Annotated in this window: 9 protein-coding genes; 4 read left to right on the top strand and 5 right to left on the bottom strand. The window is 63.8% G+C overall.

Features of this window, described 5'->3' with window-relative positions; translation table 11 throughout:
- Positions 1–34 precede the first annotated feature (34 nt).
- Positions 35–1000, bottom strand: a complete 966-nt coding sequence (locus X742_RS161375; RefSeq protein ID WP_023771073.1) for a sugar-binding transcriptional regulator — start codon at positions 998–1000, stop codon at positions 35–37.
- Between the two features lie 203 nt (positions 1001–1203).
- Between X742_RS161375 and X742_RS161380 the strand changes: the two genes are divergently transcribed.
- From X742_RS161380 to X742_RS161395, 4 genes are all read left to right on the top strand, one after another.
- Positions 1204–2844, top strand: coding sequence for an acyl-CoA synthetase (locus tag X742_RS161380; protein ID WP_023771072.1), 1641 nt, complete (start codon positions 1204–1206; stop codon positions 2842–2844).
- 189 nt (positions 2845–3033) lie between these two features.
- On the top strand, positions 3034–3639 hold the full coding sequence (locus X742_RS161385; RefSeq protein WP_015318925.1) for a TetR family transcriptional regulator: 606 nt from the start codon (positions 3034–3036) through the stop codon (positions 3637–3639).
- 54 nt (positions 3640–3693) lie between these two features.
- Positions 3694–4836 (top strand): efflux RND transporter periplasmic adaptor subunit, encoded by a 1143-nt coding sequence (locus X742_RS161390; protein ID WP_023771071.1) that lies wholly within the window; start codon positions 3694–3696, stop codon positions 4834–4836.
- Between the two features lie 248 nt (positions 4837–5084).
- The gene (locus X742_RS161395; RefSeq protein WP_023771070.1) at positions 5085–8306 is read left to right on the top strand and encodes an efflux RND transporter permease subunit; all 3222 of its coding nucleotides are present in this window, start codon (positions 5085–5087) and stop codon (positions 8304–8306) included.
- Between the two features lie 68 nt (positions 8307–8374).
- Here X742_RS161395 and X742_RS161400 read toward each other — a convergent pair whose 3' ends face one another.
- The 4 genes from X742_RS161400 to X742_RS161415 all read right to left on the bottom strand — a co-directional run bounded on the left by X742_RS161400 (position 8375) and on the right by X742_RS161415 (position 16397).
- On the bottom strand, positions 8375–10084 hold the full coding sequence (locus tag X742_RS161400; RefSeq protein ID WP_023771069.1) for an APC family permease: 1710 nt from the start codon (positions 10082–10084) through the stop codon (positions 8375–8377).
- Positions 10085–10324: 240 nt separating this feature from the next.
- Positions 10325–12694 carry an aminomethyltransferase family protein gene (locus tag X742_RS161405; RefSeq protein WP_023771068.1) on the bottom strand — a complete coding sequence of 790 codons (2370 nt, stop codon included), beginning with the start codon at positions 12692–12694 and terminating at the stop codon, positions 10325–10327.
- Between the two features lie 105 nt (positions 12695–12799).
- Complete coding sequence (locus X742_RS161410) at positions 12800–13423, bottom strand: sarcosine oxidase subunit gamma family protein (RefSeq protein WP_023771067.1); 624 nt, start codon at positions 13421–13423, stop codon at positions 12800–12802.
- Positions 13416–16397 (bottom strand): sarcosine oxidase subunit alpha, encoded by a 2982-nt coding sequence (locus X742_RS161415; RefSeq protein ID WP_023771066.1) that lies wholly within the window; start codon positions 16395–16397, stop codon positions 13416–13418. Before X742_RS161415 ends, X742_RS161410 begins: the two co-directional genes overlap by 8 nt.
- Positions 16398–16598 lie beyond the last annotated feature (201 nt).

Here is a 16598-nt window from a genome sequence, read left to right as displayed (position 1 = left end):
CTTGATGACAAATGCGTCGGCAAAGCGTTGGTTTTCAGGATGCCTTTTCTGCTGACATTCCGGCATGATCGAGCAGCCGCTGCGCCATATGCGCGCCGACCACCAGATGCGTGCAGAGGCCGCCGGCGATCGCCGCGAGCAGCGGCTCGAACTTGCTGTCTTCCTGCACGACCATCAGCCGCTTCCCGATAACGCGCAGTGAAGCAAGCCCCGCCGAGATGACCCGCCGGTTGTAGCTGCAGTCGAGCAACTCGCCACCGGCATCGATGATCTGCCCGGCAATAACACCCGCGGCACCTTCCCTGCGCAGCGCCGCCATCTCGGCCGCCGTCAGCGCGCCGCACTTCACCAGATGGCTGTCGGCATCGACCGCGCCGATGGAGTAGAGCGCAAGATCGCAGTCGCTGATCCCGGCAAGCTGGTCGCGGATCACAGGTTCGGCGCGCAGGCCTTGCGCCAGTTCCTCGGTCGACAGCACCAGGGGCGCGTAGAAGTTGAGGCCCTTGGCATTGAGCCGTCGCGCGATTTCCATCGTGCATTGATCGGGACGGTAGGAATACGGCGCGCCGAGATTGCCGCAGAGCTGCACCACGGTGACGTCCTGCAGGTCGGCATAGGACATGATGTCGGCGATGGTGTAGACGGTGCGGCCCCAGGCGACGCCGATGCGGTCGCCTTTCCCGACGAGTTCCAGGAAAACGCTTGCCGCCAGCACCGCGATATCGGTCGAGGGGTCGGCGAGATAGGCGTTCTCAGGCGCGATCCAGACGGCGTCGAGCTTCAGGGCGTCTTCCAGCCTGCGCGCCATGACGTCGTCCGTGAAGAGTTGCGTCGAGGTCGAGATGTTGACGATGCCTGTCTCACGCGCCTTGCGCAGATACATGGCGACGGAAGCGCGCGAAATGTTGAGTTGATTGGCCACTTCGTCCTGGCGAAGCCCATGGGCATAGTAAAGCCAGGCCGCCTTGTGGATGAGCTGTTCTGCCGGTCGGATCGCCATGCCGCCTCCTTGGCTGACATTAGTCACGGCTCTCGACAAAAGTCAAATTTGGACAAACATGAAGAGATCTCATGCTGGCGCGGCACAATCGAGATTCCCATTCTAGCAAGTCGGTGCAGGATAGCATTCTCAGCCCTTCAGGGGGGATAGCGTGACGACGAGTGTAAGGTTAGAAAGCTCGAAAAGAGTTTGGGGAGAATGGGATGGCCAATCCCTACGAACAGGATCTCGACAGGAACGCCGCCAACCACCAGCCACTGACGCCGCTCACCTATCTGGAGCGCGCGGCAAGAACCTATCCCGACCATGTCGCCATCATCCATGGCAGTCAGCGCATCAGTTACCGCGGTTTCTGGCGCCGTTCGTTGAAGCTCGCCTCTGCCCTGCACAAGCATGGCATCGGCAAGGGCGACACGGTGACGGTCATGCTGTCGAACACGCCGCCGATGCTGGAGGCGCATTTCGGCGTGCCGATGACCAAGGCGGTGCTGCACTCGCTCAACACGCGTCTCGACGCCGCCGTCATCGCCTTCCAGCTCGACCATGCCGAGACCAAGGTGCTGATCGTCGATCGCGAGTTTTCCAGCGTGGTGCGGGAAGCGCTCGGTCTGGCCGGGGTCAAACCGCTGGTCATCGACTACGACGATCCCGAATACGCCACCGACGCGCCCTATCCGAAAGGCGAGCGGGTCGGCACGGTGGACTATGAGGCCTTTGTCGCCAATGGCGACGAGGCGTTCGCCTGGTCGATGCCCGACGACGAATGGGATGCGATCTCGCTCAATTATACGTCGGGCACCACAGGCAATCCCAAAGGCGTCGTCTACCATCACCGAGGTGCTGCGTTGATGGCCTACACCAACACCATCCATGCCGGCATGGCCAAGCACGCGGTCTATCTCTGGACCTTGCCGATGTTCCACTGCAATGGCTGGTGTTTTCCCTGGACGCTCGCCGTCCAGGCCGGCACCCATGTCTGCCTGCGCTGGGTGCGACCGAAGCCCATCTTTGACGCTATCGCCGATCATGGCGTCACCCATTTGTGCGGGGCGCCGGTGGTCATGTCGGTGCTGGTCAACGCCAGGGACGAGGACAAGCGCGCGTTTGCGCAAACCGTAACCTTCAACACGGCCGCCGCCCCGCCGCCCGAAGCCGTGCTGTCGGGCATGGCCGATGCCGGCTTTGCCGTCACTCATCTCTACGGCCTGACAGAGACGTATGGTCCCGCAGTCGTCAACGAATGGCATAATGGCTGGGACGCACTCGACAAAGGGGCGAGGGCGGGCAAGAAGGCACGACAGGGCGTGCGCTATGCCGCGCTCGAAGGCCTGACGGTAATGGATTCGGAGACCATGGCCGAGACGCCCGCCGATGGCAAGACCATCGGCGAGGTGATGTTTCGTGGCAACATCGTCATGAAGGGTTATCTGAAGAACCGCAGGGCGACTGACGAGGCTTTCGGCGGCGGCTGGTTCCACTCTGGCGATCTCGGCGTCATGCACCCGGATGGCTATATCCAGCTCAAGGACCGCTCCAAGGACATCATCATCTCCGGGGGCGAGAACATTTCCTCGATCGAGGTCGAGGAAGCGCTCTACAAGCATCCTGCCGTCGCCTCCTGCGGCGTCGTGGCGCGCCGTGACGACAAATGGGGCGAGGTGCCTGTCGCGTATGTGGAACTGAAGCCGGGCAAGGAGGCGAGCGAGGCCGAGATCATCGAGCACTGCCGGACGCTGCTCGCCCGCTTCAAAGTGCCGAAAGCGGTGATCTTCGCTGAGATACCGAAGACCTCGACCGGCAAGATCCAGAAGTTCCGGCTGCGGGAAATGGCCAAGGTCGGCTGAAGCCCCCCGGCGGTCTTCGAGAGAATATTTTCAATGGCCCGCATCCTGAGCGCGCCTTGTGACATCTACTAGATGTCACCATTTGTCACCTATCGTACGCGTACATCGAATCGGTGTTGACACCCTGCTCATTTGGATTTACGAGTGATGAAAATCGAAATTCGTCACTCGTTATTTGACAGAGAGCTAATGTCCGAAGCCGCCAACATCGTCGCCGACGTCGCCCGACAGGAAAATGTAACGCGCATTCTCGATTGCGCCGAGCGCCTGTTCCGGCACTATGGCTACGGCAAGACCAATGTCGCCGACATCGCCCGTGAACTCGGCATGTCGCCGGCGAACATCTATAGGTTCTTCGCTTCCAAGGTCGAAATCCACCAGGCCGTATGTGGCCGGATGCTCGGCGCCAGCTACAAGATGGCGTACGAGATCATGCACCTGCCGATCAGCGCCGAGGAGCGGCTGCGTCGTTATGTGCATGCACAGTACAAGCTGACGATGGAGGTCATGCTCGACGACCAGAAGGTCCACGAGATGGTCATCGTCGCGCTCGAGCGGGACTGGGGCGTGATCGACAAGCATGTCGACAGCATTCACGATCTCTTCGCCGAGGTGATCGGCGAGGGCATCGAGGCCGGCGAGTTCAGAAAGCAGGACCCGGTTACCGCATCGCGGTGCTTCGGTGCCGCCACCGTCATCCTGTGCCATCCGCAGATGGTGGCGCAGTGCCTCGCCAAGACCAATCGGGCAATGCCCGACGACCTCATCGATTACGCCATCAGAGCCTTGAAATAGCCGCCGCCAGCCGGTGCCGGTGTCGACAGTCCGTCTCCAGTCGGGAGTACCAAGATGTTTTTGCCCAGTTCCATCCTTCGCAAGCTGCCGGCTGCCGGCCTGATCGTCGCGTCGCTTGCGCTCGCCGCCTGCTCGCAGGAAAAAGCCGAGGTGACGGACATCGTCCGCCCGGTCAAGGTCGTCGAGATCGCCCAGGCGCATGACACCCGCACGCTGTCCTATTCCGGATCGGTGCGCGCCCGCACCGAGAGCACGCTGGGTTTCCGGGTCAATGGCAAGATCACCGAGCGTCTCGTCGACATCGGCCAGCACGTGGCGCCTGGCGACGTGCTCGCCCGCATCGATCCCTCCGACTATGACCTGTCGGTCAAGAGCGCGCAGGCAGCACTCGATGCCTCCGAACGGCAGGTCGAGACGGTCGAACTCGCCCGCAAGCGCGCCGAACAGCTTTTCGCCAAGAATTTCGCGCCGAAATCGCAGCTCGAACAGGCGACACTGACCTACGACCAGGCAGTCGCCACGCGCGACTCCGCCCGCTCGACGCTTGCCCAGGCCAGGAACCAGGTCGGCTATACCGACCTCAAGGCCGACAGGGATGGCATCGTCACGGCGGTAAACGCCGATGTCGGCCAGGTGGTCGGCTCGGGCACGCCCGTGGTCACCGTCGCGGTCGACGGTGAAAAGGAAGTGCTGATCGCGGTTCCGGAAATGGAGATCGCCGAGTTCAAGCCGGGCAAGGACGTCAAGGCGGGCTTCTGGTCGGACGATCGGCTGAAGCTCGGTGGCAAGGTTCGTGAGGTCGCCGGCAGCGCCGATCCGCAGTCGCGCACCTTTGCCGTCCGCGTCAGCCTGCCCAACGACCCACGCGTGCTGCTCGGCATGACCGCCAATATCGAAGCGTCGGCGGCTAACGAAAAGCAGCTCGTGTCCATCCCGCTCAGTGCGCTGGCCGAGAAAGACAGCCAGTCAATCGTCTGGACGGTCGATCGTGACGCCGACACCGTCCATGCCCGTTCGGTCAAGGTCGCAGAGTTCGCCCCCGACGGCGTGCGTGTCGCGGAGGGATTGAAACCGGGTGACGTCGTGGTCGCCGCCGGTACGCAGTTCATGACCGAGAACCTGAAGGTGAAACTCCCTGGCGGCACCGCACAGCAGTCCGCCTCGGCCGAGGGCGACGAAGCCAGCCAGTTGCGCTGACGACAGACAGGTCGGCCGCGCGTTCCCGCGGCCGCGGGTTTCCGGGCGGCGTGCCCGAAGGTCGAGACGTCAAGGCCGATGTACCCCCCGCATCGATCCTCGCGTCCCACCGCGATGAGTGTCTCTCCGCTCGAGAGCAACGCCGCCCGGAAGCCAGTATCGAACGCAGATGATTTCGTTCCGTGCGCCGCGCTTCCTAGAAGCCCCTTTTCGAAGCGCCGGCACCCAAGCAAAGTGGACCACCACCGATGACGACCCCCACTGAAGAAAAGCGGCCCTTCAACCTGTCGCGTTGGGCCATCGGCCATCCCTCCATCGCACGGTTCCTGTTCGGGCTGATCATCATCGCCGGCGCGCTCGGCTTGATGCGCATGGGCCAGAAGGAGGATCCCGACTTCACCTTCCGCGTCATGGTCGTGCAGGCGATCTGGCCGGGCTCCTCGATCCAGGAGATGGAGGACCAGGTCGTCAACAAGATCGAGCGCAAATTGCAGGAGACGCCGCATCTCGATTTCGTGCGTTCCTTCACCCGCGCCGGCAGCGCCATCATCACCGTCCAGATCAAGGGTGACACCAACGCCGCCGAAGTGACGGATGCTTTCTACCAGGTGCGCAAGAAGGTCGGCGATATCCAGGGGGATCTGCCGCAGGGCCTGCTCGGCCCGTATTTCAACGACGAGTTCGGCGACACGTTTATCACCCTGCATTCGATCAGCGGGGACGGCTTCTCCTTTCCCGAATTGAAGAAGTTCGCCATCCAGGCGCGCGATATGCTTTTGACGACGCCCGGCGTCGAAAAGGCCGTCATCATCGGCGACCAACCGGAAAAGCTCTATATCGATGTCTCGTCCAAGGCGCTGGCCGAACGCGGCCTGACGCTGACCGACCTGCAGAACGCGATCAAGGGCCAGAACAATGTCGACCCCTCGGGTTCAGTCGATACCGGCGTCAATTCGGTGCGCATCTCGGTTGAAGGCGACGTCGCCAAGGCGGCCGACATCCGCGAACTGCGCCTGCGCGCCGGCGGCCAGGTTACCCGGCTGGGTGACATCGCCACCGTCACTTCGGGCCTGGAGGACCCCTTCCAGCGCAAATACCGCTTCAATGGCCACGACAGCGTGCAGCTTGGCGTGGTCATGGCCAAGGGTTTTAAAGTCACCGATGTCGGCAAGGATGTCGAGGCGACCTACAAGCGCTTCGAGGAGGCGCTGCCCTATGGCGTTTCGGTCGACCAGATTTCCGACCAGCCGGGCGTCGTCACGGACGCCGTCAGCGAATTCATGCATGCGCTCGGCGAAGCGCTGCTGATCGTGCTCGTCGTCTCGTTCCTGTCGATCGGCTGGCGCTCGGGGCTGGTCATCGCCATCGCCATACCGCTGGTGCTCGCCGCCACCTTCGCCATCATGTACGAGATCGGCATCGACCTGCAGCGCATTTCGCTGGGCGCTCTGATCATCGCGCTCGGCCTGCTTGTCGACGATGCCATGATCGTCGTCGAGATGATGGAGCGCAAGCTCGAGGAGGGGCTGGTCAAGATCGAGGCGGCGAGCTTCGCCTATTCATCGACCGCCTTCCCGATGTTGACCGGCACACTGATCACCACCGCCGGCTTCATACCGGTCGGGTTCGCTGCTTCGACGGCTGGCGAATATGTGCGCACCTTGTTCTATGTCGTCGGCATCGCGCTGATCGTGTCGTGGTTCGTGGCGGTCTATTTCACGCCCTGGCTCGGCTATATGATCCTGAAGCAGCGCAAGCATGCCGGCAGCCATCACGACGCCTTCGATACAGGCTTCTATCGTCGGCTGCGCGCCACGGTCAGCTGGGCCGTGCGCCATCGCATCATCGTTTTGGTGATGACGCTGGCGACCTTCGGCACCAGCCTTTGGGCGTTCCAGTTCATCCCGCAGAATTTCTTCCCGCAATCGTCGCGGCCCGAAATTCTCGTCGACCTCTGGCTGCCGGAAGGCACCAGCATCAAGGAGGTCGAGGCGCAGGCCAAGGCCCTGGAAGCCAAGGTGATGGACGACAAGGACAAGCGTTTCATCGCCACCTATATCGGCGAGGGCGCCCCGCGCTTCTTCCTGCCGCTCGACCAGCAACTGCGCAACCCGAACTTCGCCCAGATGCTAGTCATGGCCAATGACGAGCCGGCGCGCGAGCGGCTGATCGTCAAGCTGCGCACGGTTCTGGCTCAGGACTTCCCCTCGATCCGTGCCAAGGTCGACCGCCTGTTCCTCGGACCGCCGACCGGCTGGCCCGTGCAGATGCGCGTCATGGGTCCGGACCGCCAGGAGGTGCGCCGCATCGCCGACCAAGTGAAGGCGAAGTTCCGGCAGGATCCCCTGCTCGGCGCCGTCCATGACGACTGGCTGGAGCCCGTTCCGGCGATGAAGCTGGTCATCGATCAGGACCGCGCCCGTGCGCTCGGCGTCACCTCGCAGCGCATCCGCCAGATGCTGCAGGCGACGATGTCCGGCGCGCCGCTCGACGATTTCCGCGACGGCGAGGAGACGGTGTCGATCGTCGCCCGCGAGCCGGATGCCAGCCGCAGCCTGCTGTCCTCGGTGGACTCGGTCTATATCCCGACCGATTTCGGCGGCTTCGTGCCGCTGTCGCAGGTGGCCAAGGTGGTGCCTGTGCTGGAGCAAGGCATCGAGTGGCGCCGCGACCGCCTGCCGACGATCAGCGTGCGCGCCACCTTGCCAGACGGCGTGCAGTCAAACGATGTCGTCACCAAGATGTACAAGGACATGCAGGGCCTGCGTGATGGCCTGGCGCCCGGGTACAAGATCGAGATCCAAGGCGGGGCCGAGGATTCGGCCGAAAGCCAGGCTTCGATCGCCGCCAAGGCGCCGATCATGCTGGCCGTCATCGTCGTGCTCCTGATGATCCAGCTGCAGAATTTCGGCAAGGCGATGCTGGTGCTGGCTACCGGCCCGCTCGGCATCATCGGTGCGGCCGCGGCTCTGCTGATCAGCGGTGCACCGTTCGGCTTCGTCGCCATCCTCGGTGTCATCGCCCTGCTTGGCATCATCATGCGTAACTCGATCATTTTGGTCGACCAGATCGACCAGGACATTGCCAAGGGCATGGACCGTTCCGAAGCGATCGTCGGCTCGGCCGTGCGNTTGGTCGACCAGATCGACCAGGACATTGCCAAGGGCATGGACCGTTCCGAAGCGATCGTCGGCTCGGCCGTGCGCCGCTTCAGGCCGATCGTGCTGACGGCGATGACGGCGGTGCTGGCACTGATCCCGATCTCGCGCGGCGTGTTCTGGGGACCGCTCGCCTATGCCATGATGGGCGGCATTCTGGTCGCCACCGTGCTCACCATCCTGGTGCTGCCGGCGGGCTATGCGCTCTTCTTCGGCCGCGAGCCGAAGAAGGCGAAGACCGACGAGCAGGCGCCGGATCAAGGAGAGATCGAACGCATCGAACGGCCGCAACTGCCGTTGGCGGCGGAATAAAAACCGGCCGGTCGATTTGCGACCGGCCGGTTTCCCTTGCTGCGGTGGCTTGGGCCGCGGTCAGACCATCAGATGACGAATACCCAATTGGCGATGAGCATGACCGCCACGCCGGCAACCAGCGTCAGATAGGGCAGCATGCCCGCCTTCTTGACCGAAAGGTCGGCTCCCGTCATGCCGAGATCGGCCAGCATATGGTCGGGGAACTTTCCGCCATCCTGGATGTAGTGGCGGAAGCAGAACACCGGGATGATCAACGCCGCCGTGATCAGTCCGGCCCACAGCGCCATCGGGTTCCACACCTTGGCGCCTGCGCCCATGAAGATCGCGTTGACGTAGGCGAAGATCGCTCCGATCCCCAAGAGCCAGCTCGGTGCTTTCCATGGCCGTGCGATATGGCCGTTGTCGATGCGGTGGATCCAGCCGGCATTGAGGTTGAGGAAGTTGAAGATGATGTAACCGCAGTTCGACACGGCGAGGATGAAGAAGAAGCTCGTCGCGTCGGCCGAGGCGATCGCCAGCACGACCAGATTGAAGCACAGATCGGTCCACATGGCCCGCGTCGGCGCGCCGTGCTCGTTGACGTGGCTGAGATAACGGGGCAGCCAGCCGTCGACCGAGCCCTGGTAGAGCGTGCGCGACGAGCCGGCCATCGCCGTCATGATGCACAGCACCAGCGCCAGGATCATCAGCATCACCAGCAGGCTGTGGATAAGCCTGCCGCCGCCGACCATGCCGGCCAGCGCATCGGCCACGCCGGAGCCGTCGACGATCGGTGTTGCCAACATGCCGTTCAAGCCCAGCACGCCCTGGAAGGTGAAGGGCACCAGGATGAACAAAAGCATGCAGAGCAGGCCGGAATAGAAGATGGCCTTGAACGTGTCGGTACCCGGGTTCTTGAACTCCGACGTGTAGCAGACGGCGGTTTCGAACCCATAGGTCGACCATGCGGCGATGAACATGCCGCCGAGCGCCAATGTCCAGCCAGCGATGTTCCAGGAGCCGGGCTCAGGTGCATAGGCGGCGGCGAGCGGCACCAGCGGCGAAAAGTTCGACCAGTCGATCTGGCCGGTGAAGATCGGCACCACGCCGACGATCAGCATCGGGATGATGACCAGCAGGCCGATATATTTCTGCACGCTGGCAGTGCCCAGGATGCCGCGGTGCTGGATCGAGAAGATGATAAGCATCAGCACCGCGCCGATGAAGAAGGTCGCATTGAGCGTGAATGACACCGGGCCTAGCGTGTGGCTCCACAGCGTCCAGTTGCGGATCGCCGGCGTCGCGGCGGCGGTTACCGCGGTAATGGCGTCGGCAGGCGCCGTTCCGGCATGCGCGGCGATGTAGGCGACGACATCGGGCGAGGCCTCGGTGAACAGCGGCACCGGCGCCAGCGCATTGAGGATATAGGCGGCGGCGATCGAGCAGCCCAGCGACAGCACCGGCGACCAGGCGAACCAGTTGCACCACACCGACAGCGGCGCGATGAACTTGGAGTAGCGCAGCCAGGCGGTGGCGCCGTAGATCGAGGCACCGCCGGACTTGTTCGGGAACAGGCCGGCGATCTCGGCATAGGTGAAGGATTGCAGGAAGCCCATGATCATGGACACCGTCCAGATCAGGAACGCCAGCTTTCCCGTCGTGCCGGCAATGCCGCCGATCGAGAACAGGACCAGCGCCGGAACGCCACTCGCCACCCAGAAGGCGCCGCGCCAGTCGATATGCCTGAGCAGCTTGCTTTCGGCAGGCTGGTCCAGGACCGTACTTATTGTGCTCATGTGGATAAGTTCCCCTTTTTCGATGTTCCCCGCCAGTGGTGCCTCGGCTACGCGAAACTTACTCCCCGGCAAATGATCGTTCCGGCCGCGGTGTTTCCACTCAGTCGTATTTTTTTCTTAAGAGTGAAGATTGATCCGGCGCGCTGTCAGGTCAAGCGATTTGTGAAACCATGCACATCACGCTTGCGCGCGGGAACGGCAAAGCGTCCGGCGGGCGCTTTGCTAGTCCAAAAGGGCAGGTCAGGAACGTGGTTTGGTCTTTTGCGGATCGTAGTGGGCAAAGGCCACGACCCGAGCCGGCAGCCGCTTGGCATGGCCGTCGAGTTTGCCGATCTCGACCTCCGTGCCGATAGCGGCATGAGTGACGTCGAGCCGCGCCAGCGCGATGTTCTTGCTCAGCACCGGCGAACGCATGCCCGACGTGACGACGCCGATCTGGGCGCGGCCGACATGGACGCAGTCGCCGTGGCCGACGGCGACATTGCTGTCGACGTCGAGGCCGACCAGTTTCGTCTGCGGATGATCCTTGCGCCGGATCAGCGCCTCGCGGCCGATGAAATCGTCGGTCTTGCTCTTCAGCGGCACGGTGAAGCCGATACCGGCCTCGAAGGGGTCGGTCTGGTCGGAAAATTCGTAACCGGCGAAGATCAGTCCCGCCTCGATGCGCACCATGTCGAGCGCCTGCAGGCCCATCGGCTTCAGCCCATGCGGCTGTCCGGCCTCCCAGATCGCGTCGAAAACCTTTTGCGCGTCGCGCGGATGGCACCAGATCTCGTAGCCGAGTTCGCCGGTATAGCCGGTGCGTGAAACGACGACGGGGATGCCGTTGCCGCCGCCGATCCTGGCGACGGCGAAGCGAAACCATTCGAGTTCCTCCATCGACGGCTGCAGCGGCGAGGTCCAGATCACCTCCTTCAGGATGGCGCGGCTCTTTGGCCCTTGCACGGCGATGTTGTGCATCTGATCGGTGGACGAGCGCACCAGCACATTGAGGCCGAGCTTTGTCGCCGTCTCGCGCAGCCATTCGCCGGACAGATCGTCGCCGCCAATCCAGCGGAAATTGTCCTTGCCGAGCCGCAGAAGCGTGCCGTCGTCGATCATGCCGCCATGCTCGTAGCACATGGCGGAGTAGACGACCTGGCCGACGCCGAGCTTCTTGACGTCACGCGTCAGCGTATATTGCAGCAGCGCTTCGGCATCCGGGCCGGTCACTTCGAACTTGCGCAGCGGCGACAGGTCCATGATCACGGCATCCTGCCGGCAGGCCCAGTATTCGGCGATGGCGCCTTCCCTGGCGAACGAATCGGCCAGCCAATAGCCCTTGTACTCGACGAAGTCGCGTGTGTGTTTGGCAAAGCTCGAATGGAAAGCTGTCTCGCGGGTCATTTTCGGTTCCGAATCGGGCGTCATGCGTCTGGCGATCGCTCGCGAGAATTTGTGCTGGCTGGAATAGGTCCGCACGTGGATGTCGGTCAGGTCCCAGCCATTGGCCGGCGTCGTGTCGTCGGGGCAGGCGGACGAGACGCAGACGATGTCGGTCAGCGCTCTGAGCAGAACATAGTCGCCGGCCCGCGACCATGGCTCGTCCGACACCATGACACCATGGGCGTCGATCGCCGTGTTGAAGAAGAAGTTGATCGCCATCCAGCCGGCGCGGGGATTGACGCCCTTGCCGTCCAGCGCGCGATTAAAGTTCTCCGAGCAGTTGATGTGGCCGGGATAGCCGATGTCGTCGTAATATTTCGCCGCGCAGGCGAGCGCGAAGGCATCGTGCCGGCCGCATGTGTCCTGCACCACCTCAACCAGCGGTTCCATGTCCTGATCGTAATATTTCGAATGCAGGCCAGGCATCGGATAGCTCGCGCCCATCAGCGTGCGTGTCGTCGTGACGTCGAGCGGATGGTCGAGCCCCTTGTCAAGCTTGCGCGCCGAGAAACACTGGAAGTCGGTGCACTGGCGCCCGTCGACATCGATGATCTGCAGATAGTCGCCCGCCTTGACGAAATACGATCCCGCCGTCGCCGAATGGACGCGCAGGTCGAGCACCGGATCGGCCAATGGATCGGCAAGCCGGGACTTTGTTTTCAGGCGGATCGTGTTGCGCCGCACGACGACGCTGAGCGGCGTCGCTGTGTCGTGCCCATCGACCAGCATCGGACCGCCGGGTGCGGCGATCAGCATCGCACCGTCGCGCGCGACGGTGAATGCCTGCTCGGTACCGGCTGGTGTGGTGCCGCCAAACACGCGCACCGCCTCGGCCTGCCCAAGCTGAACCTGGCGACGTTCGAGGCCGCGGCGCACAGCCGAAAGACTGTCGTCGCCCTCGGTGAGCAGCGCCTTGATGCCGGCGGCATTGCTGTTGGATTTTTCACCGAGAATGCCGGGATCACTGGCGCCTGACCTGTCCCAGGCCAGCAACTCGCAGGCCTGGCCACCCTCGGCGTTGCGAACGGTGATCGTATCGCCGGCCTCGACCTCGATCAGCACCGCGCCGTTCCCCTGTACGGTATAGCGCTCCATGCCGGCCGGCAGCGAGATCTGGCCGGGCCGCAGGATCAGGCTTGGCCTGGGCGGTCCGGCTGTCACGGTGGGGTAGGGCGACTGGCTCATCTCAGCCTTGCGGTTCGAGAAACAAGTTTGCCTGTGCGTGAAATTATTTTAGCAGCAAGAATAGCAGCGGAGCGGAGTTTGGCAAGGCGGGGAAGAAGCGCAGTGCTACGCCAAGTCCTCCGAATGCCCGATCTCGACACCATACTCGGCAGCCGAGTCCAGCATCGTGTGCCACAGGCTTTCGGCGAAGGTCGAAAACACCAGAGCGGTGAAAACAGCCTGTCCGTCCGGCGCATCATTGCCGCGCCACAGCGTGACGCTGGTGTGATCCATCGAGGTGGTTGCCGCGGCTCCGACCGGGAACGCCGCCGGATACAGATCGATCGACGACAGCTTGGCGAGCAGGGCGCGCGCCTTGTTGCCGGAAATGCTGATCAACACCCGCGCATGTGACTGGTCCGATAGCGAAGCCGAGGTCGCGAAAACCAGGGCCAGCGACTCCACTGTGTGCCTGCCCTTCGACAGCACGAAGAACTGATCCGGTCCCGACCAGATGAGCGTTGCTTCGACTGCTGCAGCCGTCTTCGGCGTTTCCGGGACCGCCACGCCGAAATGCGCGTTCGCGGCGCTCGCCATCTCGGCCGTCTTGCCGCGCCGCGCCATCACCTGGACGAGGTCGAAATTGCGGATCTCGCTCAGGGTCACGCCGGCGTCGCCCCGCGCGCCATGTGGACCGGCGACGAGTGCGCGGTGGAGAGGGCTGCGGGTTTCCCAGGCAAACTCAGCCACGCTGGCGCCCTCCATCCGGGTCATAGAAGACGGGGTTGCACAGTTCCAAATCGTAATCCTCGCCGCGTAGAGGATCGTGCGCATGCACGATCTCGCCGAACCGCTCGCGGCCGCGTTCGACAAGTGCAAGCCCGATCCATTGGTCTGATGTCGGCGAGAAGCAGACCGAGGTGACGTAGCCCTGGTCGTTGTCGGGCCCGGGTGTCTGCCCCTTCGGAATGATGTGCGCGCCGGAACGCAGGCGCCGGGCCTTGTCGGTCGGCTTGATGCCGACGACGACCTGACGATCCGCTGCGATCAGCGCCTCGCGTCCGGCCATGACGCGGCCGATGAAATCCTTCTTGGTCGACATCATCTTGCCGAGGCCGAGGTCGGCCGCGGTGGTCGTGCCGCTGAGTTCCGGACCCGCGACGTGACCCTTTTCGATGCGCATGACGCCGAGTGCCTCGGTGCCGTAAGGCGTCACGCCGAACGGCTTGCCCGCAATCATCAGATTGCGCGCCATCGCCTCGCCGTAGCGCGCCGGCACCGAAATCTCGAACGCCATTTCGCCCGAGAACGAAATGCGGAACAGCCGCGCCCTGACGCTGCCGCGCAACGCGACTTCGCGCGCGCCCATGAAGGGAAACCCTTCGTTGGAAAGGTCTTCCGAAGGATCGACGATCTCTTTCAACAGGTCGCGGGTTTTGGGGCCGGCAATCGAAAATTGCGCCCACTGGTCGGAGACCGAGGTTAACTGCACATCGAGTTCCGGAAACAGCACCTGCCGGCAGAATTCGAGATGCTGCATCACCAGGCCGGCCTTGGCCGTGGTGGTGGTGAGGAAATAGTGGTCCTCGGCCAGCCGCGACGTGGTGCCGTCGTCATAGACGATGCCGTCCTCGCGCAGCATCAGCCCGTAGCGCGCTTTTCCCACCGCAAGAGTGGAGAAGGTGTTGATGTAGACGCGGTCGAGGAAGGTGCCGGCGTCCGCGCCATGCACGTCGATCTTGCCCAGCGTCGAGACATCGCAGAAGCCGACGCCTGAGCGCACCGCCTTGACCTCGCGGGTCACCGATTCCAGCCAGTCCTTCTCGCCGGCGCGCGGATACCATTGCGCGCGCTTCCACAGGCCGGTGTCGACGAAGATCGCGCCCTGTTCGGCGGCCCAGTGATGCGACGGCGTCAGCCGCGTGGCGTGGAAATTCTCGGCACGATGATGGCCGGCGAAGGCGCCGATGGCGACCGGCACATAGGGAGGCCGGTAGATTGTCGTGCCGGTCTCGGGAATGGATTTGCCCGTGACCGCCGCCATGATGGCAAGGCCGGCGACGTTCGAGGTCTTGCCCTGGTCGGTCGCCATGCCGAGCGTGGTGTAGCGCTTCAGGTGCTCGACCGATTCGAAACCTTCGCGCTGTGCCAGCTCGATATCCGATGCGGTGACATCATGCTGCTGGTCGACGAAAGCCTTGCCCTTGCCGGCGACGTGCCAAAGCGGCGTCAGCGAAAAGGCTTCGTCGTCGGCCACCGGCGTGGAGCCTGAACCTTTGCCGTGTCCAGCATCACGTGCCGCGGCCTCGCCCGCCGCAAATCCATCGCGCAAGCAGGCGCCAAGCCCGAAGGCGCCGTCGGCGGCACCAGCCGCGACCATTCCCGGAGGCGCGCCGTCGGGCACGAAGGCGGCGATATCGTCGCGCCATTTCGGCCGGCCGCGATGATAGGAGGTGAGCCCGACCGCCGGGTTCCAGCCGCCGGAAACGGCAAGCCCGTCGGCTTCCACTTCGGCCCGCGCGCCGCCGGTGAGTGAGACGGAAATCTTGCGCACGCCATTCTTGCCGCCATCGATGCCGCTGACGGAGCCATGCAGAACCGCAAAGCCGCCCTTGCTGGCAAGCGAGCGGTGCTCGGACGAGATTTCCGCGCGCGCGTCGATCACGGCGGCGACCTGCAGTCCGGCCCCGAGCGCTGCCTCGACGGTGCGCCAGCCGTCCTCATTGTTGGTGAACAGCGCGATGCGCCTGGCCGGTGCCGCGGCATAACGTGCGATATAGCTGCGCACGGCGGACGCCATCATCACGCCCGGCGTGTCGTTGCCGGCAAAGACGATTGGCCGTTCGAGCGCGCCTGCCGCGACGACGCAGCGCTTGGCCACGATCCGCCATAGTCGCTGGCGCACCTGGTGCTCCGGCGGCGAGGGTAGATGGTCGCTGACGCGCTCGATCGCGCCATAGGTGCCGCCATCATAGACGCCGAACAGCGTGGTGCGCGTCATGATGCGGACAGCAGGCATGGCGGCAAGCTCACTGAGCGTGCGCGCGATCCATTCGTCGGCAGCCATGCCGTCGATCGTGCCGCCATCGGCAAGCAGGCGCCCGCCGGGAACAAAATCCTCTTCGCACAGGATGACGCGAGCGCCGCCGCGGCCTGCCGCGAGGGCGGCGGCGAGGCCCGTCGGGCCAGACCCGGCGATCAGCACGTCGCAATGCGCCCAGGCCTTGTCGTAATGATCCGGGTCGGCAATGCCGGCTGCACGGCCGAGCCCCGCGGCGCGGCGGATCGCCGGCTCATAGATCGCTTCCCAGAACTTCGCCGGCCACATGAAGGTCTTGTAGTAGAAGCCGGCGACGAAGATCGGCGCGAACAGCTGGTTGACCGACATCACGTCGAAGGCGAGCGACGGCCAGCGGTTCTGGCTGGCGGCGTCGAGCCCTTCATAGAGCTCCGCTGTCGTCGCCTTGGTGTTCGGCTCGCGCCGTGCACCGCTGCGCAGTTCCACCAGCGCGTTAGGTTCTTCCGATCCCGCGGTCAGGATGCCGCGCGGGCGATGGTACTTGAACGAGCGGCCAACCAGCTTGACGCCGTTGGCAACCAGTGCCGAGGCAAGCGTGTCGCCCTGGAAGCCTGAGAAAGTCTTGCCGTCGAAGCGGAAGCCGAGCGGCGCCGAGCGGTCGATCAGGCCGCCTGATGTCAGGCGATGGGATTGGAAGGAAGTCACGATGCTTGACCCTCATGCGGGAGCGTCGCGCCGCCCCTCATCGCCCTGCCGGGCACTTCTCCCCGTATAGTGACGGGGAGAAGGAAGCTGTCGTCGAAGATTTCGCCGATCATCGACGTTGCCAAAAGGGCGCGGAGGTCGCGGCCAGCCCCCCTCTCCCCTTCTCTACACGGGGAGAGGATGCCGGCAGGCAGGTGAGGG

Origin of the sequence: Mesorhizobium sp. LNHC229A00 (assembly GCF_000502415.1) — a bacterium.
GTDB lineage: Bacteria > Pseudomonadota > Alphaproteobacteria > Rhizobiales > Rhizobiaceae > Mesorhizobium.
Note: the sequence above shows the minus strand (reverse complement) of the source record. Positions and strands in the feature narration are given on the sequence as shown.